This is a genomic window from Rugamonas rivuli (assembly GCF_009380165.1).
Classification (GTDB): Bacteria; Pseudomonadota; Gammaproteobacteria; order Burkholderiales; family Burkholderiaceae_D; genus Rugamonas; species Rugamonas rivuli.
This window is the reverse complement of sequence record NZ_WHUF01000010.1, coordinates 60,835-86,794: the sequence shown is the minus strand read 5'-3', so window position 1 is coordinate 86,794 and position 25,960 is coordinate 60,835. Positions and strand designations below refer to the sequence as shown.

Annotated in this window: 16 protein-coding genes; 13 read left to right on the top strand and 3 right to left on the bottom strand. The window is 65.6% G+C overall.

The window, feature by feature from the left end; translation table 11 throughout:
• Positions 1-255 precede the first annotated feature (255 nt).
• The 6 genes from GEV01_RS27900 to GEV01_RS27875 all read left to right on the top strand — a co-directional run bounded on the left by GEV01_RS27900 (position 256) and on the right by GEV01_RS27875 (position 9,817).
• Positions 256-3,222: a TonB-dependent receptor gene (locus GEV01_RS27900; protein ID WP_152809276.1), complete on the top strand. Its 2,967-nt coding sequence runs from the start codon at positions 256-258 to the stop codon at positions 3,220-3,222.
• An 89-nt stretch (positions 3,223-3,311) separates the two neighbouring features.
• Positions 3,312-4,829, top strand: coding sequence for a tryptophan halogenase family protein (locus GEV01_RS27895; protein WP_152809274.1), 1,518 nt, complete (start codon positions 3,312-3,314; stop codon positions 4,827-4,829).
• Complete coding sequence (locus tag GEV01_RS27890; protein ID WP_152809272.1) at positions 4,822-5,523, top strand: SapC family protein; 702 nt, start codon at positions 4,822-4,824, stop codon at positions 5,521-5,523. Before GEV01_RS27895 ends, GEV01_RS27890 begins: the two co-directional genes overlap by 8 nt.
• A complete protein-coding gene (locus GEV01_RS27885) occupies positions 5,516-6,520 on the top strand; it encodes a cupin-like domain-containing protein (protein WP_152809270.1) in 1,005 nt (334 codons plus the stop codon). The genes GEV01_RS27890 and GEV01_RS27885 overlap by 8 nt, the downstream gene beginning before the upstream one ends.
• A 10-nt stretch (positions 6,521-6,530) precedes the next feature.
• Positions 6,531-8,057 (top strand): tryptophan halogenase family protein, encoded by a 1,527-nt coding sequence (locus GEV01_RS27880; RefSeq protein ID WP_152809268.1) that lies wholly within the window; start codon positions 6,531-6,533, stop codon positions 8,055-8,057.
• Positions 8,058-8,176: 119 nt separating this feature from the next.
• Positions 8,177-9,817, top strand: a complete 1,641-nt coding sequence (locus GEV01_RS27875) for a DUF4214 domain-containing protein (RefSeq protein ID WP_152809266.1) — start codon at positions 8,177-8,179, stop codon at positions 9,815-9,817.
• Positions 9,818-9,862: 45 nt separating this feature from the next.
• On the opposite strand, the gene GEV01_RS27870 is transcribed toward GEV01_RS27875, so the two are convergent.
• Positions 9,863-10,639, bottom strand: coding sequence for a glycine betaine ABC transporter substrate-binding protein (locus GEV01_RS27870; protein ID WP_152809264.1), 777 nt, complete (start codon positions 10,637-10,639; stop codon positions 9,863-9,865).
• Between the two features lie 254 nt (positions 10,640-10,893).
• Between GEV01_RS27870 and pulA the strand changes: the two genes are divergently transcribed.
• From pulA to GEV01_RS27855, 3 genes are all read left to right on the top strand, one after another.
• Positions 10,894-13,992, top strand: a complete 3,099-nt coding sequence (gene pulA / locus GEV01_RS27865) for a pullulanase-type alpha-1,6-glucosidase (protein WP_235914611.1) — start codon at positions 10,894-10,896, stop codon at positions 13,990-13,992.
• Between the two features lie 90 nt (positions 13,993-14,082).
• Positions 14,083-17,436, top strand: a complete 3,354-nt coding sequence (locus GEV01_RS27860) for a DUF4214 domain-containing protein (protein ID WP_152809260.1) — start codon at positions 14,083-14,085, stop codon at positions 17,434-17,436.
• 93 nt (positions 17,437-17,529) lie between these two features.
• Positions 17,530-17,823 (top strand): PsiF family protein, encoded by a 294-nt coding sequence (locus GEV01_RS27855; protein WP_152809258.1) that lies wholly within the window; start codon positions 17,530-17,532, stop codon positions 17,821-17,823.
• An 84-nt stretch (positions 17,824-17,907) separates the two neighbouring features.
• On the opposite strand, the gene tcuC is transcribed toward GEV01_RS27855, so the two are convergent.
• Positions 17,908-19,221, bottom strand: coding sequence for an MFS transporter (tcuC, locus tag GEV01_RS27850; protein WP_152809257.1), 1,314 nt, complete (start codon positions 19,219-19,221; stop codon positions 17,908-17,910).
• 248 nt (positions 19,222-19,469) lie between these two features.
• Here tcuC and GEV01_RS27845 point away from each other — a divergent pair, with 248 nt between their 5' ends.
• The 4 genes from GEV01_RS27845 to GEV01_RS27830 all read left to right on the top strand — a co-directional run bounded on the left by GEV01_RS27845 (position 19,470) and on the right by GEV01_RS27830 (position 25,029).
• A complete protein-coding gene (locus GEV01_RS27845; RefSeq protein ID WP_152809255.1) occupies positions 19,470-20,102 on the top strand; it encodes a GIN domain-containing protein in 633 nt (210 codons plus the stop codon).
• Between the two features lie 96 nt (positions 20,103-20,198).
• The gene (locus GEV01_RS27840; protein WP_328595648.1) at positions 20,199-22,493 is read left to right on the top strand and encodes a putative bifunctional diguanylate cyclase/phosphodiesterase; all 2,295 of its coding nucleotides are present in this window, start codon (positions 20,199-20,201) and stop codon (positions 22,491-22,493) included.
• Between the two features lie 28 nt (positions 22,494-22,521).
• Entirely contained in the window at positions 22,522-24,021 is a 1,500-nt protein-coding gene (locus GEV01_RS27835) for a methyl-accepting chemotaxis protein (protein ID WP_152809254.1), read from the top strand.
• 6 nt (positions 24,022-24,027) lie between these two features.
• Positions 24,028-25,029 (top strand): alpha/beta fold hydrolase, encoded by a 1,002-nt coding sequence (locus GEV01_RS27830; RefSeq protein WP_152809252.1) that lies wholly within the window; start codon positions 24,028-24,030, stop codon positions 25,027-25,029.
• Here the strand turns inward: GEV01_RS27830 and GEV01_RS27825 are convergent.
• Positions 25,013-25,888 carry a head GIN domain-containing protein gene (locus GEV01_RS27825; RefSeq protein WP_152809250.1) on the bottom strand — a complete coding sequence of 292 codons (876 nt, stop codon included), beginning with the start codon at positions 25,886-25,888 and terminating at the stop codon, positions 25,013-25,015. The genes GEV01_RS27830 and GEV01_RS27825 overlap by 17 nt on opposite strands.
• Positions 25,889-25,960: the final 72 nt, after the last annotated feature.

The following is a 25,960-nucleotide window of genomic DNA, read 5'->3' as shown; positions in this document are numbered from 1 at the left end:
ATGGAAACCTTTCCAAACCGGGGAGGCGGAAACGGCAGACGGGACGCCCACCACCACACCAGCGGCCCCGGCGATTTTTTTGCAACACCGATGGCGCAGTTTTAACGGCTGGCACGGGCGCAGGCGGCCCCGCCGGCGGACTTCGATTGACAAACTATTTCGTCAATCATACTATTCGATGGATTGCTATGGAAACGTTTCCATGTCCATCCGTGGAAGTGGCAGCGAGCTGTTCATAAAAACACAGGAGATAACATGCATTATCCAAAGGCACGACAGAAATTAATCAGCCTGGCGGTGGCCAGCGCTTGCGCGGCGGCGGCCGGGCAGGCACTGGCGCAGGAAGCCCCCGTCAAGGCAGCCGAGGCGCCCGAAGTCCAGAGCGTGGTCGTCACCGGTATTCGCCAGAGTCTGCTTTCCTCGATGAACCTGAAACGCAATTCCGACGGCATCGTCGACGGCATCGTCGCCGAAGACATCGGCAAGTTCCCCGACACCAACCTGGCCGAATCGCTGCAGCGCATTTCCGGCGTCTCGATCGACCGTTCGATCGGCGAAGGCTCGAAGATCACCGTGCGCGGCGTCGGCCCCGACTTCAACCTGGTGCTGCTGAACGGCCGCCAGATGCCGACCTCCAACCTGGGCGACCTCAACGGCCGCGCCTTCGACTTCGCCAACCTGGCGTCGGAAGCGATCTCCCAGCTGCAGGTCTATAAAACCAGCCGCGCCGAAACGGCCACCGGCGGCATCGGCGCCACCGTCAACGTGATGACGGCGCGGCCGTTCGACCGTCCCGGCATGCATTCGAGCGTGGGCGTCAAGGGCGTGTACGACAGCACCAACGGCAACCTGCCAAGCGACGTCAAGGCCAGCAAATCGACCACGCCGGAAATCTCCGGCCTGTATTCGAACACCTTCGACAACAACAAGTTCGGCGTGGCGCTGACCGGCAGCTACCAGGAACGCAACCTGGGCTACAACACCGCCGCCGTCTCCAACGGCTGGAAGGGCCCGTTCCGCGGCGATGAAAACAACTGGGGCACGATTCCCCAGGACGGCGCCATCAACCGTCCGGGCCCGAGCGACCTGTACTCGGTGCCGCAAAACCTGAACTACAACTTCAACGGCGTCAAACGCCAGCGCACCAACGCCCAGCTGACCCTGCAATACAAGCCGGTCGACACGCTGGTGACGACGCTGGACTACACCTACTCCGAAAACAAGATCCAGACCAAGCGCAACGACCTGTCGGCCTGGTTCAACTTCGGCCCGTCGACCAGCTCGTGGACCGGCGGCCCGGTCGCCAGCCCGCTGACCTACCAGGAAATCATCGCCACCCGTCCCGGCAGCAGCGTCGGCACTTCCGACATCGCCATGGGCGCGGCCGACTTCGCCACCAAGACGCAGAACAAATCGCTGGGCTTCAACGCCGTGTGGAAGCCGACCAAGGACTTGCGCTTCGAGCTCGACACCCACCACTCGACGGCGGAATCGAAAGCCGACAGCCCCTTCGGTTCGAGCAACACCCTCGGCACCGCCAGCTTCAGCCGCGGCAACACCATGGTCGACTTCAGCCACGACTTCCCCGTGCTGAGCATCGCCGGCGCCGACTTCACGGCCGCGCCGCAGCAAGTGACCGGCTCGGTGTTCACCAACGGCTATATGAAGGGCGAGGTCGACCAGACCCAGGTCAAGGGCGCATGGAAAGTGCTGGAAGCGTCCGAGCTGAAATTCGGCGCCAGCGCATCGGAAGTCAAGAACCGTTCGGCCTTCTCCAACCAGCAGCGCGACACCTGGGGCGGCGCCACCAAGCCGTCCGACTACCCGAGCAGCGTCTGGCATCCGCAATCGGTGCGCCAGTACTTCGACCACATCGACGGCAGCGGCAGCCCTAGCCTGTTCAACCAGTTCTACACCTTCAACTTCGCCCAGGTGCGCCAGCTGGCGGCCACCGCCTCCGGCCTGCCGGCGCTGTACCTGCCGAAGACCACCTTCGACAACGACGCCCGCACCACCGAGAAGTCGAACGCGGCCTACATCCAGTTCAACACCGACTGGGACACCAAGCTGCCGATCCGCACCGCCATCGGCCTGCGCTACGAAACCACCGACGTCAGCTCGACCGCGCTGGTGCCGGCGGCCGTCGGCATCAGCTGGGTGTCGCAGAACGAATTGCCGATCACCTTCGGCGATCCGACCTTCACCACGCTGACCGGCAAGTACCACAATCTGCTGCCGAGCTTTGACTCCGACATCGAGATCACGCCGGACCAGAAGATCCGCCTGAGCCTGGGTGAAACCATCGGCCGTCCGCGCTACGACCAGATCCAGGGCGGCACCACGCTGAACTCGCTGACCCGCGCCGACGGCGGCACCGGCAACCAGGGCAACCCGGCGCTGAAGCCGGTCAAGTCCAAGAACCTGGACCTGTCCTACGAGTGGTACTACGGCAAGCAGAACTTCTTCTCGCTGGGCTACTTCCGCAAGAACCTGGAAAACTATGCAGGCCAGTCGCAGTTCAATGCCACGCCGTTCAACCTGCACACGCCGGTCGGCGGCAAGTTCTGGAACGAAGCGCTGGCCAGCGGTTGCGCCGGCGCCGACACCACCTGCATCCGCAACTACATCTTCCGCAACCACAACGGTGCGCCGGGTGTGACGCGCGGCGAAGACGACAAAGGCACCGGCAACGCCACCGGCACCATCGTCGGCCAACCGAGCGATCCGATCGCCAACTTCAAGATCAACTCCTATTCCAACCAGAAGACCGCCAGTCTGAACGGCCTGGAGGTGAACTTGCAGCATATGTTCGGCAACAGCGGCTTCGGCGTCTCGACCAACTACACCTATGTGCACTCGGGCCTGAAGTACGACAACGCCAAGCTGGGCGAGCAGTTCGCGCTGGTCGGCCTGTCGAACTCGTCGAACGTGGTCGGCATCTACGAGGACAAGAAGTTCACCGCCCGCCTGGCCTACAACTGGCGCGGCGAGTTCCTGTCGTCGACCTTCGACGGCTCCGGCCCGAACCCGCAGTACGTGGAAGCGTACGGCCAGTTCGACCTCAGCGTAGGCTACAACTACAACGACAAGCTGAGCTTCCAGTTCGAGGGCATCAACATGGGCAACGCGATCACCCGTACGCACAGCCGCACCAAGCAGCAGCTGGAGTCGGTGACGCAGCAGGGTCCGCGCTACATGATCGGCGCGCGCTACAAGTTCTAACCGGTAGTTGAAGCCCCCGGGGCCGCTGCCTGGCAGCGGCCCCTTTTCGGTTAGACTTCCAGCAATCTCAACACCTCAAGGCGAGTAACATGATCCGACGCATCGTGATTGTGGGTGGCGGTTCCGCCGGCTGGCTCACGGCCGGCCTGATCGCGGCCGACCACCAGGGCACGCCGCTGCACATCACCCTGATCGAGTCGCCCGACATCGCCCCGATCGGCGTCGGCGAAGGCACCTGGCCCAGCATGCGCGACACGCTGCGCCGCATCGGCGTCTCCGAAGCCGACTTCTTCCGCGAGTGCGACGCCGCCTTCAAGCAGGGCTCGCGCTTCAACCGCTGGGTCGATGGGAGCGACCACGACTACTACTTCCATCCCTTCGTGCTGCCGCAAGGCTATGGCGAAGTGAACCTGCCGCAGCAATGGCAGGCGCAACATCCCGACACCCCGTTCGCCGACCTGGTCAGCTTTCAACCGCACCTGTGCGTCAACGGCCGCGCGCCCAAGCAGGTGGTGACGCCGGAATTCGCGTCGGTGGCCAACTACGGCTACCACCTCGACGCCGGCAAGTTCGGCGTCTTCCTGCGCAAGCACTGCCTGGAAAAACTGGGCGTGCACTATGTACCGGACAACGTCGTCGGCATCAGCAGCCACGACAACGGCGACATCGCCGCGCTGCAAACGCAGACGCACGGCGCGCTCGAAGCCGAGCTGTTCATCGACTGCACCGGCATGCAGTCCCTGCTGCTGGGCAAGCACTACGAAGTGCCTTTCATCTCGCAGAAACATGTGCTGTACAACGACTCGGCGCTGGCGGTGCAGATCCCCTACCCTGCCGACGATTACCCGATCGCCTCGCAGACCTCGTCCACCGCGCAAAGCGCCGGCTGGATCTGGGACATCGGCCTGCCAACCCGGCGCGGCGTCGGCCATGTGTACTCCAGCGCCCACATCGGCGACGACCAGGCCGAGGCCGAACTGCGCCGCTACATCAGCGCCACCGGCGGCCCGCAGGACATCCCGTCGCCGCGCAAGCTCAGCTTCAACCCCGGCTACCGCGCGCGCTTCTGGCACCGCAACTGCGTCGCCATCGGCCTGTCGGCCGGCTTCATCGAACCGCTGGAAGCTTCGGCCCTGGCGCTGGTGGAAATGTCGGTCGCCATGGTCAGCGACGAGCTGCCGGCCACGCGCGAAGCGATGGACATCGTCGCCCGCCGCTTCAACGACGCCTTCACCTACCGCTGGGAACGGGTGATCGACTTCCTCAAGCTGCACTACGTGCTGAGCCGCCGCCGCGACAGCGCCTACTGGCGCGACAACACGGCCGCCGTGCCCGAACGCCTGAACGACTTGCTGACGCTGTGGCGCCACCGCGCGCCCTCGCGCAACGACTTCAACCGCATCGAGGAAGTATTCCCTTCGGCCAGCTACCAGTACGTCTTGTACGGCATGGGCTTCCGCAGCGAATACACGCAACCCCAGGCGCAGCAAGCCGCGCAGGCCGACCACTACTTCCGCGAAGCGGCCGCGCTGACCCGCAAGATGCTGGGCGCGCTGCCGGACAACCGCGAACTGATCAACCACATCACAAAAAGACACCATGCCTAACATCGCCCTGCTGAACAATGTAGAACACAAGGATTTGCGCGTCATCACCCGGCGCGGCGCCCGGTACGGCGACCGCCAGATGGCGGCCGTCACCTTCCCCGCCGAATTCCGCGACGTGCAAGCTTGCTACCCCATCGTCTTCCGCAAGACCACGGACGGCCTGGGCTTCGAACCGGTCGCGCTGTTCGGTTTCCACGAAGAGGAAAACCTGTTCCTGGACGGCGAGCGCTGGGATGCGGCCTACCTGCCGATGATGGTCGAACGCCTGCCCTTCCTGATCGGCGGCAGCGGCAGCGAGCTGATGGTGCACATCGACCTCGATAGCCCGCGCGTCAGCCGCGCCGACGGCGAGGCCGTGTTCATGCCGCACGGCGGCAACAGCGACTTCCTGGAACGCAACAGCTCGCTGCTGCTGGCCATCCATCGCGGTCTGCAGCAAACCCCGGCCCTGCTGGCCGCGCTGCTGCAGCACGAGTTGCTGGAAAGCTTCGTGCTCGACGTCGAACTGAACGACGGCTCGCAAAACCGCCTGGCCGGCTTCCACACCATCAACGAGGACAAGCTGGCGGCGCTGGGCGCGGACGCCGTGGCGGCGCTGCACCGGGCCGGCCATCTGCAAGCGATCTACATGGTGCTGGCCTCGCTGTCCAACTTCCGCCTGCTGATCGACCGCAAGAACGCCGCCCATGCCTGAAGCCATACGCGAGATCCGCGGCCTGGGCGTGAACGACCTGGGCGACGACATCCTGACCGCCACCGAGCCGCTGGTGCTGCGCGGCCTGGCCGCCAGCTGGCCGATGGTGTGCGCCACGCTGGCAGACGAGCGCGGCGGCGACGCCTACCTGCGCCGCCACTACCGCGACGCCACCGTCGGCGCCATGCTGGGCCCGCCGGAAGCGGGCGGCCGCTTCTTCTACAACGCCGACATGGACGGCTTCAATTTCTATCCGGTGCACGCCAAGCTGAGCGCCGTGCTGGACGAGATCGAAGCCAAGCGCCATCAAAGCAAGCCAGCCACCGTCTACGTCGGTTCGACCACGGTGGAAACCTGCCTGCCCGGCTTCCGCGAACACAACGACATCAACCTGCGCGGCCGCGACGCGCTGGCCAGCATCTGGATCGGCAACCGCACCCGCATCGCCGCCCACTACGACGTGCCGGACAACCTGGCCGTGGTGGCGGCCGGCCACCGCCGCTTCACGCTGTTCCCGCCGTCGCAGCTGAAGAACCTGTACATCGGCCCGCTGGACTTCACGCCGGCCGGCCAGGCGGTCAGCCTGGTGGACCTGCTCAATCCCGACTTCGACAAATATCCGAAATTCGCCGAGGCGCTGGCGCACGCGCAGAGCGCCGAGCTGGGCCCGGGCGACGCCATCTTCATCCCCAGCATGTGGTGGCATCACATCGAAGCGCTGGACCCGTTCAACGTGCTGGTCAACTACTGGTGGCGGCAATCGCCCGACTACATGGATACGCCGACCAGCGCGCTGATGCTGGCCTTCCTGACCATGCGCGACCTGCCGGCGGCGCAGCGTCAGGCGTGGCAGGAAATCTTCCGCCACTACATCTTCGAAGCCGACGACACCACGTCGGCGCACATCCCCGAGCACGCCCGCCATGTGCTGGGACCGCTCAACGACGACGCCGCGCGCGCGCTGCGCGCCCACATACTGAAAAAAATAAACCGTTAAGGAGACCACGATGAACCCAGGCACCCGAGATCACAACCAGCGCCGGCCGGTACGCCGCGTCGTCATCGTCGGCGGCGGCACCGCCGGCTGGATGGCGGCCGCCGGCATCGCCAAGGTGCTGGGCAAGCGGCTCGACATCAAGCTGATCGAGTCCGACGAGATCGGCACGGTCGGCGTCGGCGAGGCCACGATACCGACGCTGATCAATTTCCACAATCTGCTGGAAATCAACGAGCAGGAATTCATGGCCGAGACCCAGGCCACCTTCAAGCTGGGCATCAGCTTCGAAGGCTGGCGCAACGTCAGGGAAGACTACATCCATTCCTTCGGCATCACCGGCACCGACCACTGGACCGCCGGCTTCCAGCACTTCTGGCACAAGGGCGTCGAGCGCGGCCTGGCCAGCGACTACGGCGACTACTGCCTGGAGCTGAAGGCCTCGCTGGAAAACCGCTTCGCCCATTTGCCGGACAACGGCATGAACTACGCCTACCACCTGGACGCCAGCCGCTACGCCAAATACCTGCGCCGCCTGAGCGAGCCGCGCGGCGTGCAGCGCATCGAAGGCAAGATCGTGCGCTACACCAAGCATGAGGACAACGGCGACGTCCGCTCGGTGGTGCTGGAATCGGGTCAGGAAATCGAAGGCGACCTGTTCATCGACTGCACCGGCTTCCGCGGCCTGCTGATCGGCGACGCCATGCAGGAACCGATGGAAGACTGGTCGCAATGGCTGTTCTGCGACCGCGCCATCGCCGTGCAGACCGAGTCGGTGGGCGACGCCGTGCCGCTGACGCGCTCGATGGCGCACCAGGCCGGCTGGCAGTGGCGCATACCGCTGCAGCACCGGGTCGGCAACGGCATCGTGTATTCGAGCCGCCACCTGGACGAGGACGCGGCGATGAAGCAGTTGATGAGCAACGTCGAAGGCAAGGCCTTGATCACGCCGCGCGTCATCAAGTTCAAGCCTTGCCAGCGCAAGCACACGTGGAAGGGCAATGTGGTGGCGATCGGTTTATCGAGCGGCTTCCTGGAGCCGATCGAATCGACCAGCATCCACCTGATCCAGCGCTCGGTGGTGCGGCTGATGCAGACCTTCCCGACCGACGGCATCAGCCAGGCCGACATCGACGAGTACAACAAGCAGTGCAACAGCGAGATCGAGCACATCCGCGATTTCATCATCCTGCACTACCACGTCAACAACCGCACCGACTCGCAGTTCTGGATCGATGCGCGCGAGATGAGCATTCCCGCCTCGCTGCGGCACCGCATAGCCCTGTTCCGCGAAACCGGCCGCGTGTTCCGCGTGCCGAACGAGCTGTTCGCGGAGAACTCGTGGATACAGGTGATGCTGGGCCAGGGCATCATGCCGCGCTCGCACCACCAGACCGCCGACCTGATGGGCGACGAAGAGCTCCAGCACTTCCTCGGCAGCATCAAGTCGCGGGTGGACCGCATCGTCGTGCAGCTGCCCAGCCACCAGGCGTATGTGGAACGCTACTGCGGCCGCGCGGAATCGGCCAAGGCCGCCTGATTTTTCCGCCACCCCCGACATGCCGCCCTCGTGGCGGCTTTTTTTATGTCATTTAGTTGCCCCACATGGATTACTGTAATGATAATATTGCCTTTCGATAACATACACGGCAGACACCGATGATCATCCTTCACGACACCTCCATCGACGACGATGTCGGCAACCAGCCCGACAGCGCCACGCAACTGGCCATCGGCGCCAGCGCCAACGGCAAGCTGGAGGTGGCAACCGACATCGATGTGTACAAGGTTTCCGTGATTGCGGGCCAGGTCTATGCGTTCCAGCTGCAACACGATGGCTTGCCGTCGCAATGGCCCAGCCTGGCCGTCACCGATGCGCAGTCCAAGCCGCTGGGCCTGCTCTCGCCGGGATCCGTCGACGGCTACAAGCTGTACACGGCCACGTCCACCGGCGATGTCTACCTGAACGTCAGCGAAGACCGCAACTATCAGCCGGTCGGCTACACGCTGTCGGCCGTCTCGCTGGGTGCCGACGACTACGGCAACGACCAGAAATCCGCCGGCAGCGTGGCCATCGGCGGCCAGGCCAAGGGAGCGCTCAGCTACGCCGGCGACGTCGACCTGATCAAGGTCGCGCTCAAGCAAGGCACGACCTACCAGTTCGACCTGCAAGCAGGCGACATCGGCGGACTCAATCCGCAGTACACCTATGTGTTCGAGCTGTACGACGCCAAGGGCAAATACGTCGCCAGCTACGACAACAGCTTCAGCTACAAGGCCGCCGGCACCGGCGACTACTTCCTGTCGATCAAGGCCGACCAGGTGGACGCCGCCGCCACCGGCAGCTACATCGTCAGCACCAGCGCGCAGGACGCCGCGCCACTACTGGCGGGACCGGTTGCCGGCGGCGTGGCGCGGCTCGGCCTCACCGACGCGCTGTCGCTGGACTTCGACCAGAAGATCCTGGCGCCCGACGGCAGCGGCATCACGCTCACCGACGCCGCCGGCAACGAGATCCCGCTGGCGGAAATCCTGAGCGTGAGCGGCTCCCACCTGACGATCGATCCCCTGGTCCACCTCGCGCCAGGCACGCGCTACACGCTGGACATCGCCGCCGACGCCATCAGCAACCTGAACGGCACCGGCTACGCCGGCCTGCACTACACCTTCACCACCGTGGCCGCGGCGGCCACCGGCACCGCCGGCAACGACATCCTGATCGGCAAGGAAAACGGCGCCGCCATCCACGGCCGCGCCGGCACCGACACCGTCATCTACGCCGGCAACGCCGGCAACTACGACATCCTCCAGCGCAACGGCCACGCCGAGATCAAACCGGTCAACGGCAGCGGCGGCACCGACATCCTCGACGGCGTCGAACGCCTGCTGTTCGACGACAAGACTGTCGCGCTCGATATCGACGGCGTCGGCGGCAAGGCTTACCGGCTGTACCAGGCCGCCTTCAACCGCGCGCCGGACGAGTCCGGCCTCGGCTACTGGATCGCCAACATGGACAAGGGCCTGAGCCTGCAGGCGACCGCCGGCTTCTTCATCGGCAGCGAAGAGTTCGGCCGGCGCTACGGCGCCAACCTCAGCGACGCGGACTTCGTGACCCAGCTGTACAACAACGTGCTGCACCGCGCGCCCGACGCCGGCGGCCATGCCTACTGGCTGCACGACCTGCAGATCGGCGTGCCGCGCGCCAACGTGCTGGCCAACTTCAGCGAAAGCCCGGAGAACCAGGCGGCGCTGGTCCAGGTCATCGGCAACGGCTTCAGCTACCTTCCATACAGCGTGTAACGCCAGCCCGGCCCGCCACGCACGACACCGCCTCCGGGCGGCGTTTTATTTTCCCCGTTGCGCCAGCCAGACATCCGCTGCGGACAACGGCGACAAGCGCTGACGGCAAATCATGTGATCCAGTTCGCTGATCGCGCTGTTACCCAGGTTCAGCTCATTCAGTTGCGCCAACAGCTCGGGCGCCATGGCGGCGGCGCATGCTTCGTGCGCAATCAGGGTGGCCTCGTCGCGGCCGCCGAGCAAGCCCTGCGGCTCCGCCAGCGCGCGGATGCGCAGGCCGTGGTGCAGGAACTGCGGGTGCCACAGCGGCACGACCAGCCATATGCCGCGGCGCACGGCCTCTTCATAACGGCGGAAGCAATCGTCTTCGCTGCCGTTTTCAAAGCGGTAGCCCAGCTGCTCCAGGCCGTACGCCGACATCATCTGGCGCGAAAAACGGCTGATGCCCGCGCCGGGATTGATGCCCTGCAAAAGCTTGTCCATGCGCGCGGCGACCGCCGGCGCGGCCAGATCGGCCACCGAGGCCACGACTTCCTCGGGCACATAATCGGGCACGCCCCAGATGCAATACGGTTCGTACAAAACGCCGAGCTTGCGCGTCCGCGCCAGATACGGCGCCAGATAAGCGCCATGGCTGGCCGACAGCCATGCCGAGGCCAGCATGTCGACCTCGCCGGCGCCGTAGCGGCGGAACATCTCTTCATGCGGCGAGGCCGAGCTTTGCACCGCATAGCCATGCCGCTCAAGGATGCGCTGGACCACGGCCGCGCTGGCGGCGTGAAAACTGAGGTCGATGTGGCCGAGCCTGATTACCTGCTTCATTCGATTTGCCTTTTGAAATTTTCTACCGTGAGCATGGTAGGCCGGCCGCGGCTATCCAAAAACGGGGAAAGCCAAGAAATACTTTCAAACAGAAGCAGAAAATGCGCCTGTCCACAGCCCGCAACACTCGATTGAAATATTTATCATTTCCATATTTTTTAAGTAGTAATATTACAGACCCATCCAGTCCTCAGATGACTGGAGTCATAAAATACGGAGACAGCATGAAACTTCACTGTAGTTTAGTTTCTCATTTGAAAACCGTCACGGCCATGGGCATGCTCGCCCTGCTGGCCGCCTGCGGCGGCAGCGACGGCGGCGCCACCGCCCCGGGCAACAAACTATTGGGCGGCAAGATGGTATCGGGACTGGCGGCGGCGCCGCCCGCCCCGGCCAACATCCGCATGCACTTCCACCGCGCCGCCGGCGACGCCAGCCAGTGGGGCGTGTACTCGTGGGACGGCCCGGTCAACCCCAGCCCGGGCTGGATCAGCGGCCGCTTCATGATGACCCAGAGCGACGATTTCGGCGGCTACGTCGACATCCCCGTCAACACCGCCAAATCGGCGATCTGGTTCCTGGTCACTGACGGCAGCGGCAACAAGAACTGCGGCAACGACCAGTCGGCCAACTTCGCGCCCGACATCGCCGCCAACGGCCAGGAAGTCTGGATGCTGGAAGGCGACTGCACCGTCTACAGCGCGCCGCCCGCCATCAGCTACGGCAACCTCAACAACGCCAGCGCGCACTGGCTGACGGCCGCCACGCTGGCCTGGCCGGGCGCGTCCGCCGACGGCAGCTACCGCCTGTACTACGCGGCCAACGGCGGCCTGGGCTCCAGCGCGGCCGGCGTCACCGGCGCCGACGGCAGCATCGCGCTGAACACCGGCGCGCTGCCGGCGCCGCTGCAGCAAAAATACCCGCACCTGGCCGGCGCCACCGCGCTGACCATGAGCGATGCCGACGCGGCAGGCATCGCCGCCAAGGCCAGCGGCCAGTTCGCCGTCGCCCGCTTCGACGCCAACGGCAAGCTGCTGCAAGTGACCTCGCTGCAGATGAGCGGCATGCTCGACAGCGTGTTCGCCCCGGCCGCCGCCAGCGCCACGCTGGGCCTGAGCTACGACCGCAACGGCGTGCCGACCTTCCGCGTATGGGCGCCGACCGCCAAGTCGGTCAGCCTCCAGCTCTATCCGGACGCCAGCAGCGCCAGCACGCTGACGCGCGCGATGAGCCGCGACGCCGCCAGCGGCGTGTGGAGCTACACCGCGCCGGACGCCGGCTGGGTCAACCGCTACTACTACACCTACAAGGTGCAGGTGCTGTCGCGCTGGGCCGGCAACACGCTGGTCGACAACAGCGTGACCGATCCCTACTCGTTCAGCCTGAACGCCAACAGCCAGCGCAGCTTCGTCGCCAACCTCGACAGCGCCGCGCTCAAGCCGGACGGCTGGGACCACCATCCGCTGCCGCGCCTGGACAGCCCGACCGACATCGCGCTGTACGAGCTGCACATCCGCGACTTCAGCGCCGGCGACGCCACGGTGCCGGCCGCGCACCGCGGCAAATACCTGGCCTTCACCGACCAGGACAGCAACGGCATGCGCCACCTGCGCCTGATGCAGCAATCCGGCCTGACCCACATCCACCTGCTGCCGTCGTTCGACTACGCCAGCGTCAACGAAGCCGGCTGCACCACGCCTACCATTCCCAACGCCGCCGCCGATTCCAGCGCGCAGCAGGCTGCCGTCGAGGCCACGCGCGGCGGCGACTGCTTCAACTGGGGCTACGATCCGGTCCACTACACGGCGCCGGAAGGCAGCTATTCCACCGACGCCAACGATGGCGCGGTGCGCGTGCGCGAGTTCCGCGCCATGGTGCAGGGCTTGCACAAGCAAGGCCTGCGGGTGACGATGGACGTGGTCTACAACCACACCAGCGCTTCGCAGCAGGGCCCGCTGTCGGTGCTCGACAAGATCGTGCCCGCCTACTACTACCGCCTCAACGCCGGCGGCGGCATCACCAACGACAGCTGCTGCGCCGACACCGCGTCCGAGAACGCCATGATGGCCAAGCTGATGATCGATTCCGTCAGCACCTGGGCGCGCGACTACAAGGTCGACAGCTTCCGCTTCGACATCATGGGCTTCACGCCGCTGGCGGTGATGAAGCAATTGCAGACCGCCGTCAACGGCGCGGCCGGACGCGACATCTACCTGTACGGCGAAGCCTGGAACTTCGGCGCCGTCGGCAACGACGCCCGCTTCGTGCAGGCGCGGCAGGCCAATATGTACGGCAGCGGCATCGGCTCGTTCAACGACCGCATCCGCGACAGCGTGCGCGGCGGCGGCTGCTGCGACAGCGGTTCCAGCCTGATCAGCCAGCAAGGCTACATCAACGGCGTCTACACCGATCCGAACGCGCAATCGACGCAAACCAGGGACGACTTGCTGCGCCTGGGCGACCTGGTCAAGGTGGCCTTGTCCGGCACGCTGCGCGACTACAGCTTTGTCGACCGCAGCGGCGCCCTGCGCAGCAACGCGCAGATCGACTACTTCGGCCAACAGGCGGGCTTTGCCGCCAGCCCGGCCGAGACCATCAACTACGTCGAAGCGCACGACAACCAGACGCTGTACGACCTCAACGCCTACAAGCTGCCGCTCGGCACCAGCATGGCCGACCGCGTGAAGGTGCAGAACCTGGGCGCGGCGATCAACATCCTGTCGCAGGGCGTGCCCTTCCTGCACGCGGGCCAGGAAATCCTGCGCTCGAAGTCGATGGACCGCGACAGCTACGACGCCGGCGACTGGTTCAACAAGCTCGACTACAGCTACCAGTCGAACAACTTCGGCGTCGGCCTGCCGATGGCGGGCGTCAACCAGGACAACTGGCCGCTGATGTCGCCGCTGCTGGCCAATCCGCTGCTCAAGCCGGACAGCGCCGCCATCGTCGGCGCGCGCAACGCCGTCAACGACTTGCTGGCGATCCGCCAGGACAGCAGCCTGTTCCGCCTGCGCACGGCGCAGGACGTGTCGGAGCGGCTGCGCTTCCATAACACCGGGCCGCAGCAGGTGCCGGGGATGATCGTCATGAGCATCGACGGCCAGCATCCGCGCCGCTACGACGGCGCCCGCTACAACGCGGTGGTGGTGCTGTTCAATGTCGACAAGGTGGCCCGCACCATCGCCGTGCCGGAGCTGGCCGGCCGCAAGCTGGCGCTGCACAAGGTGCTGTTGAACGCCGACGGCGGCAAGGGCGCGCGCCTGGGCAGCTACAGCAGCGCCGGCGGCAAGTTCAGCATCGCCGCGCGCAGCACCGCGGTGTTTGTCGAAGAGGCGGCGCACGCAGGGGATTGAAACCGGCGGCGCGTGGGTATTGGTGAGTTTTCATAATGGCAAAAATGCTAAAATGCAAAACTTAGCCCACCTGCGCGCCGCCCCCACCTCATGCCCTATACCGACGACTACAGCAGCAATTCTTCCACCACCGGCACGGTCGCCGTCGGTGGCACCACGCAGGGCAGCTTCGAGAGCCAATGGGACAGCGACTGGTTCAAAGTCCACCTGGAGGCAGGAACCTCCTACGTGTTTGCCATGACATCGATGTTTGGCATCGGCAATGACTATGTACTGAAGAACGCCAATTTAAATCTGTACTACGGCAACGTCAGCGTCGTTGCCGCCATGGGTGGCAACGACGCCGGCCCCGCCATCGCCTACACGCCCGCCGTCGGCGGCGACTATTTCATTGCAGCGGAAGGATATGCTGTCACCACTCTTCCGAACGGAAAACTCGACTACAAGATCTCGGCCGCGGTCCAGCAGCCCGATGCGCTGTCGGCCGATATCCACACCACCGGCGTGCTGGCGGCGGGGGCCACCGTGACCGGCCGCTTCGATGTCGCCGGCGATGTCGACTGGTATAAATTTCATGCGGAAGCAGGCCAGCATTACACCTTCTCCTACCCCAACGGATTGTTGCTCCCCACCTTCTTCTCCGTCTACGACGCCCAGGGCAAGGAGCTGGCCGATCCCTATGCGCCGTTGGAGCTGACCACAGCCGGCGACTACTTTGTCGCCGTCGGCGGCAACGTTGTGGGCGACTACAATCTGCGCGCGGTTAACCGCGTGGACGACTATTCGGGCAACGACAGCACCCCCGGCGTGCTTGTGGCAGGCAGCCAAATCACTGGCCGCCTGGACTACGGCTTCGATGCAGACCGCTTTCATATGCAGGTGCAAGCCGGCCAGATTTATACGATCAATCTCACCGGCGACCAGCGCGACAAAGACATCCTCCAGTTCCAGATCCTGGATGAGCAAGGCAAGCAGGTCGCGGAAGCCACGCCTCGCTCCGACGGCTCCAACCTGCTCCCCACGACCTTCACCGCGGCCACCAGCGGCACCTATTCCATCGTCGTCTCGGTGTTCGAATACCGCCACGCCGGCCACGATCCTTATACCCTCAAGGCATCGAACCCTATACCGGACGACTACGGCGGCAATGCCGCCTCGGCCTCGCCGATGAGCGTGGGCGCCACCATCGAGGGCGCCATCAACTTCGAACGCGATGTCGACGTCGTCAAGCTCGCGCTGCAGGGCGGCACCACGTATGTGCTGACCTTGACCCCGGACACCCCGATGAGCTCGCAGTCGCTGACGGTCACGGACAAGGATGGCAAGGCGATCGCCACGTCGAATTACCTGTACCCCGACACCAACTTCACGCCGGCGGCCAGCGGCGACTACTACGTCGCCATCACCGGCGTCAACGGCAGCCACTACAAGTTGACCGCCACCGCGCCGGCGGACGATTTCGGCGCCAGCGCCGGCGCCGCCGGCACGCTCGCCGTCGGCGGCAGCGCGACCGGCACGCTGGAGCGCAGCGCCGACCGCGACTGGTTCGCGATCGACATGACGGCCGGCGCCACCTATGAACTGTCGCTCAAGAATGGCACCGGCGCCAGACTGCTGAGCGGGAATTTTTCCACCGTTATGAATCTCGTCGATGGGCAAGGTCATGTGCTGGCCGGCGTCAGCAGCAACACCGAATCCCAGGGGCCGCAGCTGTCGTATCGGGCGGCCGCTACCGGCACTTATTATGTCGAGATGGTCGCCGGCCAGCAGACCGGCAACTATGTACTGAACGCGGCACTGGGTGCCGGCGACGACGCCGGCAACGATCCGGCCAGCGCCACCCGGATCAACTTCGGCGCCACCAACGGCAGGCTGGAAGTTTCCAGCGACAAGGACGTCTACAAGGTCGCCGTGCAGGCAGGCCAATACTATGGCTTCCAGATCGCGTCTGCAAATGGCGCATCAAGCCCGGGCCTGCCAGACTTGCTGATCACCGACAGCCAACCCTACTCAGGCGGCACTTCGATCTACCTGAGCTACGACCCCTCTGCCAACTATCAACTGTATTACGCGCGGGTAAGCGGCGACGCCTATCTGGCCGTCAGCGAACGTCCCGAGGCCGGCCCCACCAGCTATCAGTTGCTGGCCACGTCGCTGGGCAAGGATGACTACCGGGCCGACAAAGTACAGGACGCCAGCAGCCTGACGATCGGCGCCCCGATGAAGGGCACGCTCAACTATGCGGGAGACGTCGATACGGTCAAGGTGACGCTGCAGCAGGGCATGTCCTATGCCTTCGATTTGCACAACAACAGCCTGAATGCCAAATACGGCTACGGGGCTACGCTGTACAACAGCAACGGCACGCAGGTGGCGCATACCGGCGGGCCGTTCGGCTCGGCGTTCGGCTACAAGGCCGCCAGCAGCGGCGACTACTACCTGTCCGTGGCAGCCAACGTCACCGACACCCATGCCACCGGCGACTACACGCTGACCACCGCGCTGATGGACCCCGCGCCGCAACTGGCCGCGCCGGTCGCGGGCGCCAGCTCGCCGCTGGGATTGAGCGACAACATCCTGATCGACTTCAACCAGAAGATCGTGGTCTCCGCCAACAACAAGATCACGCTCACGGATGCCGACGGCAAGAACGTCCCGCTGGACTGGACCACGACCGGCGACGCCCCGCTCACCCATCTCGGGCTGCATGGCTGGCACCACCTCGCGCCAGGCGCCACCTACACGCTCGATATCTCGTCCGGCGCCATCGTCGACATGGCCGGCAATTCCTTCGCGGGCCTGCACTACACGTTCAGCACCGTCGCCGCCGCCGACACCGGCAGCAACGGCAACGACATCCTGCTCGGCCAGCCCAGCGGCGCGGCCATCCACGGCGGCGCCGGCACCGACACGGCGATCTTTGCCGGCCAGCGGATCGAGTACAACATCGTCCAGCACGACGGCCACACCGAGGTCAGCCAACGGTTCACCGGCGGCGGCACCAGCATCCTCGACGGCGTCGAACGCCTGCTGTTCGACGACAAGACCATCGCGCTCGATGTCGACGGCGTCGGCGGCAAGGCCTACCGCTTGTACCAGGCCGCCTTCGACCGCGCGCCGGACGAATCCGGCCTGGGCTACTGGATCGCCAATATGGACAAGGGCCTGAGCCTGCAGGCCACGGCCGGCTTCTTCATCGGCAGCGAAGAGTTCGGACGGCGCTATGGCGCCAACCTCAGCAATGAAGACTTCGTCACCCAGCTGTACAGCAACGTGCTGCACCGCGCGCCCGACGCCGAGGGCTACGCCTACTGGCTGCACGACTTGCAGATCGGCATAGCGCGCGCCAACGTGCTGGTCAACTTCAGCGAAAGCCCGGAGAACCAGGCGGCGCTGATCCACATCATCGGCAACGGCTTCAGCTACATCCCGTACAGCGTGTAAAAAACGGCCGGCGGATGCCAACTCGGTTATAGTGCCCTTGCGGCGGGAGCATACGCCGCGCCCTACCGTCATTCGACCTTCGAGGAATTGAAAATGAAAAAACTGTTCGTTGCCAGTCTGATCCTGTCCCTGAGCGGTGCGTTCGCAGTGACCGCCAACGCCGCCGAGCCGACGGCCCAGCAAAGCAAAATGAAAACCTGCAATGCCGACGCGACCGGTAAAAAAGGCGATGAGCGCAAAGCCTTCATGAAGCAGTGCCTGAGCGCCGACGCTCCGGCGGCGAAAGTGACGCAGCAGGACAAGATGAAGAAATGTAATGCCGACGCCACCGGCAAAAAAGGCGATGAGCGCAAGACCTTCATGAAGGAATGCCTGAGCAACAAGTAAGCCGCCGCCAGCAGCGTAAAAAAACGCCATGTGCGCTTGCGACGTTCAAGACCGTCGCAACGCCACATGGCGTTTTTTTTGGCGCTACGCCGTCGAGCCGGCCCCGGCCGAATGCCGCTGCTGGCGCTGCTGGCGGCGATACAGCACCAGCGTCGCGCACAGCCCGCACACGGCGGCAAACGTCATCCACCAGCCCGGCGCGCTCTTGTCGCCGGTGTATTCGATCAGGCCGGTGGCGATGGCCGGCGTGAAGCCGCCGAACACCGCCGTCGCCAGGCTGTAGGCCAGCGAGAAGCCCACCGTGCGCACCTCGACCGGCATCACCTCGGTCAGCGCCACCACCATCGCGCCGTTGTAGCTGGCGTACAGGAAGGACAGCCACAGCTCCACGCCCAGCATGCGGCCGAAGCTGGGCGACTGCACCAGCCAGTGCAGCGCCGGGTAGGCGGTGAAGATGGCCAGCACGGTAAAGCAGATCAGCAGCGGACGGCGGCCGACGCGGTCCGACAAGGAGCCCATCACCGGCAGCCACAGGAAGTTCGACACGCCCACGCACAGCGTCACCATCAGCGCGTCGGCGGTCGACAGGTGCAGCACGTTCTTGCCGAAAGTCGGCGTGTAGACGGTGATCAGGTAGAACGACACGGTGGTCATCGCCACCAGCATCATGCCGGAGATCACCAGCGCCCAGTTGTTGAGCATGGAGCGGAAGATTTCCTTCACCTCCGGGCGGTGCTTGCGCGCCTTGAATTCCTCGGTCTCCTGCAGCGAGCGGCGGATCACGAACAACACCGGCACGATCAGGCAGCCGACGAAGAAGGGGATGCGCCAGCCCCAGGCGCCGACCTCGGCCGGCGACAGCCACTGGTTCAGGCCGAAGCCCAGCGCGGCGGCGGCCACCACCGCCACCTGCTGGCTGGCCGACTGCCAGCTGACATAAAAGCCCTTGCGGCCCGGCGTGGCCATTTCCGACAGGTAGACCGACACCCCGCCCAGCTCGACGCCGGCCGAGAAGCCCTGCAGCAGGCGGCCGGTCAGCACCAGCGCCGGCGCCAGGTAGCCGATGCTGTCGTAGCCCGGCACGCAGGCGATCAGCAAGGTGCCCAGCGCCATCAGCGCCAGCGTGACGATCAGGCCCTGGCGGCGGCCGACGCGGTCGACATAGGCGCCGAGGATGATGGCGCCCAGCGGGCGCATCAGGAAGCCGGCGCCGAAGGTCATGAAGGTCATCATCAGCGAGGCGACTTCATCGCCGCTGGGGAAGAAGGCCTTGGCGATGGCGTTGGCGTAAAAGCCGAACAGGAAGAAGTCGAACATCTCCATGAAGTTGCCGCTGACGACGCGGAAAACCGTGCTGAAGCGCGACTGCTGGGGGTGGGAAGCGGTAGAGGAAGTCATGACATGTCTCGCGGTTGATGCTTTGTTATCGTTCGAATCGCGCCCGCAACGAGGGGCGTCTGGCGATGATACGCCGCTTTGCTTTCATTTTCCCTTCAACGCCCCGCCGTTTATCGTAGCCTTAGCGCAACACAATGCCGTTTTTTTGCAGTTTGTCGCAAACTTGTCGGCAGCGGCGGCCAGCTTCAGTAAGATTAACATTGTTAAAATTAACAACGTTAAATTTCATCACTTACCGAGGTCTTACCATGCGCCGTACCGCTGCCGCCGTCCTGATCCCCGCCCTGTTCGCCCTGAGCGCCGCCGCCCAGGCCGCCGAATCGACCCGTTCCCTGCCATCCTTCGTCGCCATCAGCGCCAAGGGCGCGTTCGCCATGACGGTGGAGGTGGGCAAGACGCAATCGGTGGTGGTCAGCGGCGAAGACAAGTTCGTCGCCGCGCTCAAGACCGAGGTGGTGGACAACGAGCTGCGCATCACCGTGCCGGACCAGAGCTTCAAGTCGTCGCAGAAAGACCCGCGCATCACCATCACGGTGCCGTCGCTGAGCCGCGTCAAGGTCGAAGGCGCCGGCGAAACCATCCTCAACAAGGTCAACACCGACCGCCTCGACATCGGCTACCTGGGCGCCGGCCACCTGGTCGCCAACGGCAAGGTCAAGTACCTGCGCGTCAACGCCAGGGGCGTCGGCGAGGTCGATACCAAATCGCTAGTGGCTGAGCGGGTGGACGTCAACTTCGAAGGCGTCGGCCATGTCAGCGTGCACGCCACCGACCTGCTCAACGCGGTCGCCAAGGGCATGGGCGAGCTGGACTACTACGGCCACCCGAAAACCGTCAACAAATCGGTGGCCGGTATCGGCAGCGTCAACGCCAGGGACTAACTTGCCCTGCTGACACGCCGGGCGATTGCGGGTACTATCAAAGCACCGAATCAAGACCCCAACCCGCAACGCATTCCGGAGGCAGGAACGGTGGCTGTGCCGAACGACATCGCGCACTGGCGCGCGCAAATCTTTGCGAAGCTGCTGCTGGTCGTGTTCCTGCTCGGATCGGCCACCGCCGTGCCCAGCGTGCTGCTGGCCGCCAGCGAAGGCCTGTGGTCCATCGTCGTCATCGACATCGTCGCGCTGCTGTGGCTGGCCGGCATCTGGCGCCTGCGGCGCCTGCCCTACACCCTGCGCGTGCTCAACTTCCTGGCGGTCGCCTTCATCGTCGGCATCGGCCTGCTGCTCAAGGTCGGGCCGGTCAGCCAGATCTACCTGATGGCCATCCCGGTGCTGGCGGCGCTGCTGCTGGGCCTGCGGCCGGCGCTGTGGACGCTGGGCCTGGCCGGGCTGGCGGTGATGGTGGTCGGCTTCGAGCAGAACTCCAAGCTGTACATCGAAGGCATGCCGGACTACGGCTTCCTCAAGGCCGCCATCGTCACCATCAACTTCATGTTCATGACGGCGGTGCTGACGCTGTCCTGCGCCGTACTGCTGCAGCACCTGGCGCGCTCCTTCAGCGAACTGCAAAGCCACCAGGCCGAACTGTCGGCGCTGAACGCCGAACTGCGCCTGACCTCGGCAGCCGTGTCGCGCCTGAACGACATGGTGCTGATCGCCGAAGTCAGGCAGGAAGGCGGCGCGGCGGCCCAGCACATCATCTTCGTCAACGAAGCCTTCGAGCGCCGCACCGGCTACCGGCGCGGCGAAGTGCTGGGCCGCAGCCTGCGCCTGCTGCAGGGGCCGGACACGGAAACGGCGGTGCTGGACCACATCGAGCGCGCCATGGCGCGCAGCGAGGCGGTGCGCGCCGAGCTGCTCAACTACACCAAGGCCGGCGAGCCGTACTGGGTGGAGACCGAGCTGGTGCCGTTCGCCGACGAGGGCGGCGTCAACACCCACTGGGTGGCGGTGGAGCGCGACATCACCGAGCGCAAGAAATCGCAGGACGATATCCACCGCCTGGCCTTCTTCGACGTGCTGACCGGCCTGCCCAACCGCCGCCTGCTGATGGACCGCATCGACAAGCTGCTGGCCAGCTCCGAGCGCGGCGCCACCTACAGCGCGGTGATGTTCATCGACCTGGACCGCTTCAAGACCATCAACGACGCGCGCGGCCACGCCACCGGCGACGCCCTGCTGTGCAACGCCGCCGCCCGCCTGTCGCAGCTGATGCGCAAGGCCGACACCGTGGCGCGCATCGGCGGCGACGAATTCGTGGTGCTGCTCGGCCACCTGGCGCACGACCTGCACGCCGCCACCCACGCGGCGCTGACGGTGGCCGAGAAGATCCGCGTCGCCATCGGCCGCGACGTCGAGATCGAAGGCCAGAGCTACAACTCCACCGCCAGCATCGGCGTCACCATGCTGCCCAAGAGCGGCGCCGCCGCCGAGGGCCAGAGCGCGCAGGACCTGCTGCGCGAAGCCGACACCGCGATGTACCGCGCCAAGGCCGAAGGCCGCAACGGCATCGCCTTCTTCGAGACGGCGATGCAGGCCGAAGTCGAGCGGCGCCTGACCCTGGAGCGCGACCTGGCCGCAGCGCTGGCCGCCGGTGAGCTGCAGATGCACGTGCAGGCCCAGGTCGACCGCACCGGCCGCACCGTCGGCGGCGAGCTGCTGATGCGCTGGCCGCTGGCCGGCGGCGACATGGTGCCGCCGAACGTGTTCATCCCGGTGGCCGAGGAATCGGGGCTGATCGTCGAACTGGGCGCGTGGGCGCTGCGCCAGGCCTGCGAGGCGGTGCTGCGGCTGGCGCAGGCCGGGATGGCGATGCCGCTGTCGGTCAACGTCAGCCCGACCCAGTTCCGCCAGGCCGATTTCGTCGAGGTGGTGCAGCGCACGCTGGCCGACACCGGCGCCCCGGCCGCGATGCTGGTGCTGGAAGTGACCGAGGGCCTGTTGATCGACAAGATGGACGAAACCATCGCCCGCATGCACCAGCTGGCGGCGCTGGGGCTGCGCTTCTCGATCGACGATTTCGGCACCGGCTATTCCAGCCTGGCCTACCTGAAGAAGATGCCGCTGTACGAGTTGAAGATAGACCGCAGCTTCATCATGGACACGCCGGACGACGCCAACAGCCGCGCGCTGGTGCAATCCATCCTGGCGATGGCCGGCCACCTGGGGCTGCGGGTGGTGGCCGAGGGCGTGGAGACCCAGGCCCAGGCCGATTTCCTGATCGCCAATGCCTGCGCCTGCATGCAGGGCTATCTGTATGCGCGGCCGATGCCGCTGGCGGCATTGATCGAACGATTACAAAGCAATACGGCAGTGGCGGCCGCATAAGCCATCGACAACTGGGGAGGACGACGCAATGAAACTGACAGTCGCACACAAGATGATCGTTTTGGCCGGCGCCGCATTGGCCGGCATCCTGCTGCTGGCCGGAGTGAGCCAGTACCAGATGGACAAGGTCTACGAATCGGCCAGCTATTCGACCGTGAACACGGTACCCAGCCTGGTGGTGCTGGACCGGCTGCGGGACGCCTTCCTGCGCATGCGCATCCGCGTCAACCAGCACGTGCTCAATACCGACGACAAGAAGATGGCGGAGATCGACACCCAGGTGGCCGACATGCGCAAGGCGGTCGACGACAACCTGAAAAAATACGAGGCCCTGCTGTCGGACGACAAGGACAAGTCCATCCTGGCGCGCGAGAAGGAATCGTGGGCCAAGGTGCAGCCGCAGATCGAGGCAGTGCTGGTGGAGTCGCGCGCCAACCGCAACGAGAAGGCGCGCATCGCGCTGGAGCAGGCCAGGCCCGAGATCCAGGTGATGCAGGCCGCCATCGACAACCACTTCGACTACAACATCGAGCTGGGCAAGAAAGGTTCCGACGACGCGGAGGCGATGAAGAGGGTGGCGATGCGCAACTCCATCATCATCGCCGCCGCCACGCTGGTGGTGGTGGCGCTGATCGCCGCCTTCATCACGCGCGTGCTGCTGCGCCAGCTGGGCGGCGAACCGGATTACGCCGCCCACATCGTCAACCGCGTGGCCTCCGGCGACCTGACCGAGCAGGTACGCATCAAGCCGGGCGACACCACCAGCCTGCTGGCGGCGATGAACACCATGGTCACCAACCTGTCGCGGGTGGTCAGCGAAGTCAATGACGGCGCCGAGGCGCTGGCCAGCGCTTCGGAGGAAGTCAGCGCCACCGCGCAGTCGCTGTCGCAGGGCGCCAGCGAGCAGGCGGCGGCGGCCGAGGAATCGAGCGCCGCCATCGAACAGATGTCGGCCTCGATCGCGCAGAACACCGAGAACGCCAAAGTCACCGACGGCATGGCCGGCAAGGCCGCGCAGGAAGCCGGCGAAGGCGGCGAGGCGGTGCGCTCGACGGTGACGGCGATGCGCGAGATCGCCAAGAAGATCGGCATCATCGACGATATCGCCTACCAGACCAACCTGCTGGCGCTGAACGCGGCCATCGAGGCGGCGCGCGCCGGCGAGCATGGCAAGGGCTTCGCGGTGGTGGCGGCCGAGGTGCGCAAGCTGGCCGAACGCAGTCAGGTGGCGGCGCAGGAGATCGAGCAGGTCGCCAGCGGCAGCGTCAGCCTGGCCGAGAAGGCCGGCGCGCTGCTCGACACCATGCTGCCCAACATCAAGCGCACCTCGGACCTGGTGCAGGAGATCACGGCGGCGTCGGAGGAGCAGAGCGCGGGCGCGGGCCAGATCAATTCCGCCATGAGCCAGTTGAGCCAGACCACGCAGATGAACGCCTCCAGTTCCGAGCAGCTGGCCGCCACCGCCGAGGAAATGAGCGGCCAGGCGGAGCAACTCCAAAGTTCGATGTCCTTCTTTAAGGTGCGCTGACAAACGATGATAATCATTTATACCGTTTTATCCCTGGCGGCGGCGCTGTTGGCCGCCGTCCTGCTGTTCGAACGCGTGGCGCCGGTGAGGGCGGCGCGGCTGGGCATGGCGCTGGAGCGGCGCCGCGCCGGCCTGCGGCTGCGCCAGGCCGCCCTGCCCGGCTGCTCCATGCCCTACCTGGAGGGCGGCAGCGGCGAAGTCCTGGTGCTGGTGCACGGCTTCGCCGGCGACAAGGACAACTTCACCCGCATCGCCCGCTTCCTGACGCCGCGCTACCGCGTGCTGATCCCCGACCTGCCCGGCTTCGGCGACGCCAGCCGCGATCCGCAGGCCGGCTACGCCATCGCCGAGCAGGTCGAACGGCTGCGCATCTTCCTCGACCGCCATGCGCCGGGGCGGGTCCATCTGGGAGGGAATTCGATGGGCGGCTACATCGCCGCGCAATTCGCCGCCGGCCATCCCGAGCGGGTGGCCAGCCTGTGGCTGCTGGATGCGGCGGGCACCGAGGCCGCGCAAAGCTCGCCCGCGCTGACCGGCTACCGCGCCACCGGCGCCATGCCGCTGCTGGTGCCGCGGGAGCGCGACTTCGCGCAGCTGATCGCCAGTTCCTCGCAGCGCGCCTTCTTCCTGCCGTACTCGGTGCGCACCGCGCTGGCGCGGCGGGCCGTGGCCGACTTCGCGCTGCACACGGCGATCATGCGCCAGGTGACGGCGTCGCCGCTGCTGGAGCGGCAGTTCCATGGCTTGCGCACGCCGGCGCTGATCGTTTGGGGAGAAGAAGACCGCATCCTGCATCCGTCCGGGGCCGCCGCGCTGGCCGCGCTGTTCGGCGAGCACCGCGTGATCCTGATGCCGGGCATCGGCCACCTGCCGATGCTGGAGGCGCCGCGCCGCAGCGCCCATGACTACTTCGACTTCCGCCGCCGGCTGGCGCAGGCGGCGGACCATGCGTCGCCGGCGGCCGGCGCAGAACCGGCCGCCGAAGCGCTGCTTACTGAACCACGCTGACGCGCTTGCCTGTCAGCGTGCGCTGGGCCGGGTTGCCGTACACGGTGACGCGGCCGGAGCCGGAAGCGTCGGCCACCACCGACTGGCTGACGCCGGCCGAGATGCTGCCGGAGCCGTTCGACGACAGTTCCGCGCTCTGGCTGGTCAGGCCGGCCAGGTCGGCGCTGCCCGAACCGAACAGGCGCACCGTCATATTGCGCACGGTGCCGCTGGCGTTGGCGCCGCCGGAGCCGTGGATGTCCAGGCTGAGCGTGTCGCCGTTCAGGCGGCCCAGGTCCAGGCGCCCGGAGCCGTTGATGCTGGCGACGGTGGAACCGCTTTGCAGGCCGCTGGCATTGACGCCGCCGGAACCGTTGACGCGCGCATCGAGGCGGCTGACGCTACCCGACAACTGCACCTGGCGCGAACCGTTCTGGCTCAGGCTCAGCGCGCCGCCGTTCAAGCCGCTGACCGTCAGGCGCCCGGAGCCGTTCGACTGGATCTGGCGCAGCTGCGGCGTGGTGTAGATCACGCGCAGCGGGCCGGAACTCTGGATGCGGCCTTCGACCCACACCCGCAGCGAGCCGCCGCTGGCGTCGGTGCGCAGCATCGGCAGCAGGTTGCTGTCGCCTTCGACCTGCAGCGACGGCGCATCGCCGACCCGCACTTCGACCACGACCGGGCCGTTGATATCGATGCCGTCGGTGCTGCCAGCGTCGCGGCGTTCGACAGCTTGCTGGCCGTTGCCCTGCACCGCCGAGCTGCCGAAAGCCGAATTGAAATGGACGTTGCCGTTGCCGTCGTCCGGAACGACGATGACGGCGCAGCCGGCGAGCGTGGCGAAGGCGGTGATGACGGCGATGGAGATGGCGGTACGCATGATGGGGATGTCCCTGAAGTTATAGTATCGACACTGTAGCGCCGCCACCCGCGCACCGCCCGCGCCGTGCGA

Coding starts and splice junctions, on each gene's coding strand:
- GEV01_RS27855 (WP_152809258.1), top strand. CDS start 17,530: ATGAAAAAACTGTTCGTTGCCAGTCTGATCCTGTCCCTGAGCGGTGCG.
- GEV01_RS27875 (WP_152809266.1), top strand. CDS start 8,177: ATGATCATCCTTCACGACACCTCCATCGACGACGATGTCGGCAACCAG.
- GEV01_RS27870 (WP_152809264.1), bottom strand. CDS start 10,639: ATGAAGCAGGTAATCAGGCTCGGCCACATCGACCTCAGTTTTCACGCC.
- GEV01_RS27845 (WP_152809255.1), top strand. CDS start 19,470: ATGCGCCGTACCGCTGCCGCCGTCCTGATCCCCGCCCTGTTCGCCCTG.
- GEV01_RS27890 (WP_152809272.1), top strand. CDS start 4,822: ATGCCTAACATCGCCCTGCTGAACAATGTAGAACACAAGGATTTGCGC.
- tcuC (WP_152809257.1), bottom strand. CDS start 19,221: ATGACTTCCTCTACCGCTTCCCACCCCCAGCAGTCGCGCTTCAGCACG.
- GEV01_RS27835 (WP_152809254.1), top strand. CDS start 22,522: ATGAAACTGACAGTCGCACACAAGATGATCGTTTTGGCCGGCGCCGCA.
- GEV01_RS27895 (WP_152809274.1), top strand. CDS start 3,312: ATGATCCGACGCATCGTGATTGTGGGTGGCGGTTCCGCCGGCTGGCTC.
- GEV01_RS27830 (WP_152809252.1), top strand. CDS start 24,028: ATGATAATCATTTATACCGTTTTATCCCTGGCGGCGGCGCTGTTGGCC.
- GEV01_RS27860 (WP_152809260.1), top strand. CDS start 14,083: ATGCCCTATACCGACGACTACAGCAGCAATTCTTCCACCACCGGCACG.
- GEV01_RS27880 (WP_152809268.1), top strand. CDS start 6,531: ATGAACCCAGGCACCCGAGATCACAACCAGCGCCGGCCGGTACGCCGC.
- GEV01_RS27825 (WP_152809250.1), bottom strand. CDS start 25,888: ATGCGTACCGCCATCTCCATCGCCGTCATCACCGCCTTCGCCACGCTC.
- GEV01_RS27900 (WP_152809276.1), top strand. CDS start 256: ATGCATTATCCAAAGGCACGACAGAAATTAATCAGCCTGGCGGTGGCC.
- GEV01_RS27885 (WP_152809270.1), top strand. CDS start 5,516: ATGCCTGAAGCCATACGCGAGATCCGCGGCCTGGGCGTGAACGACCTG.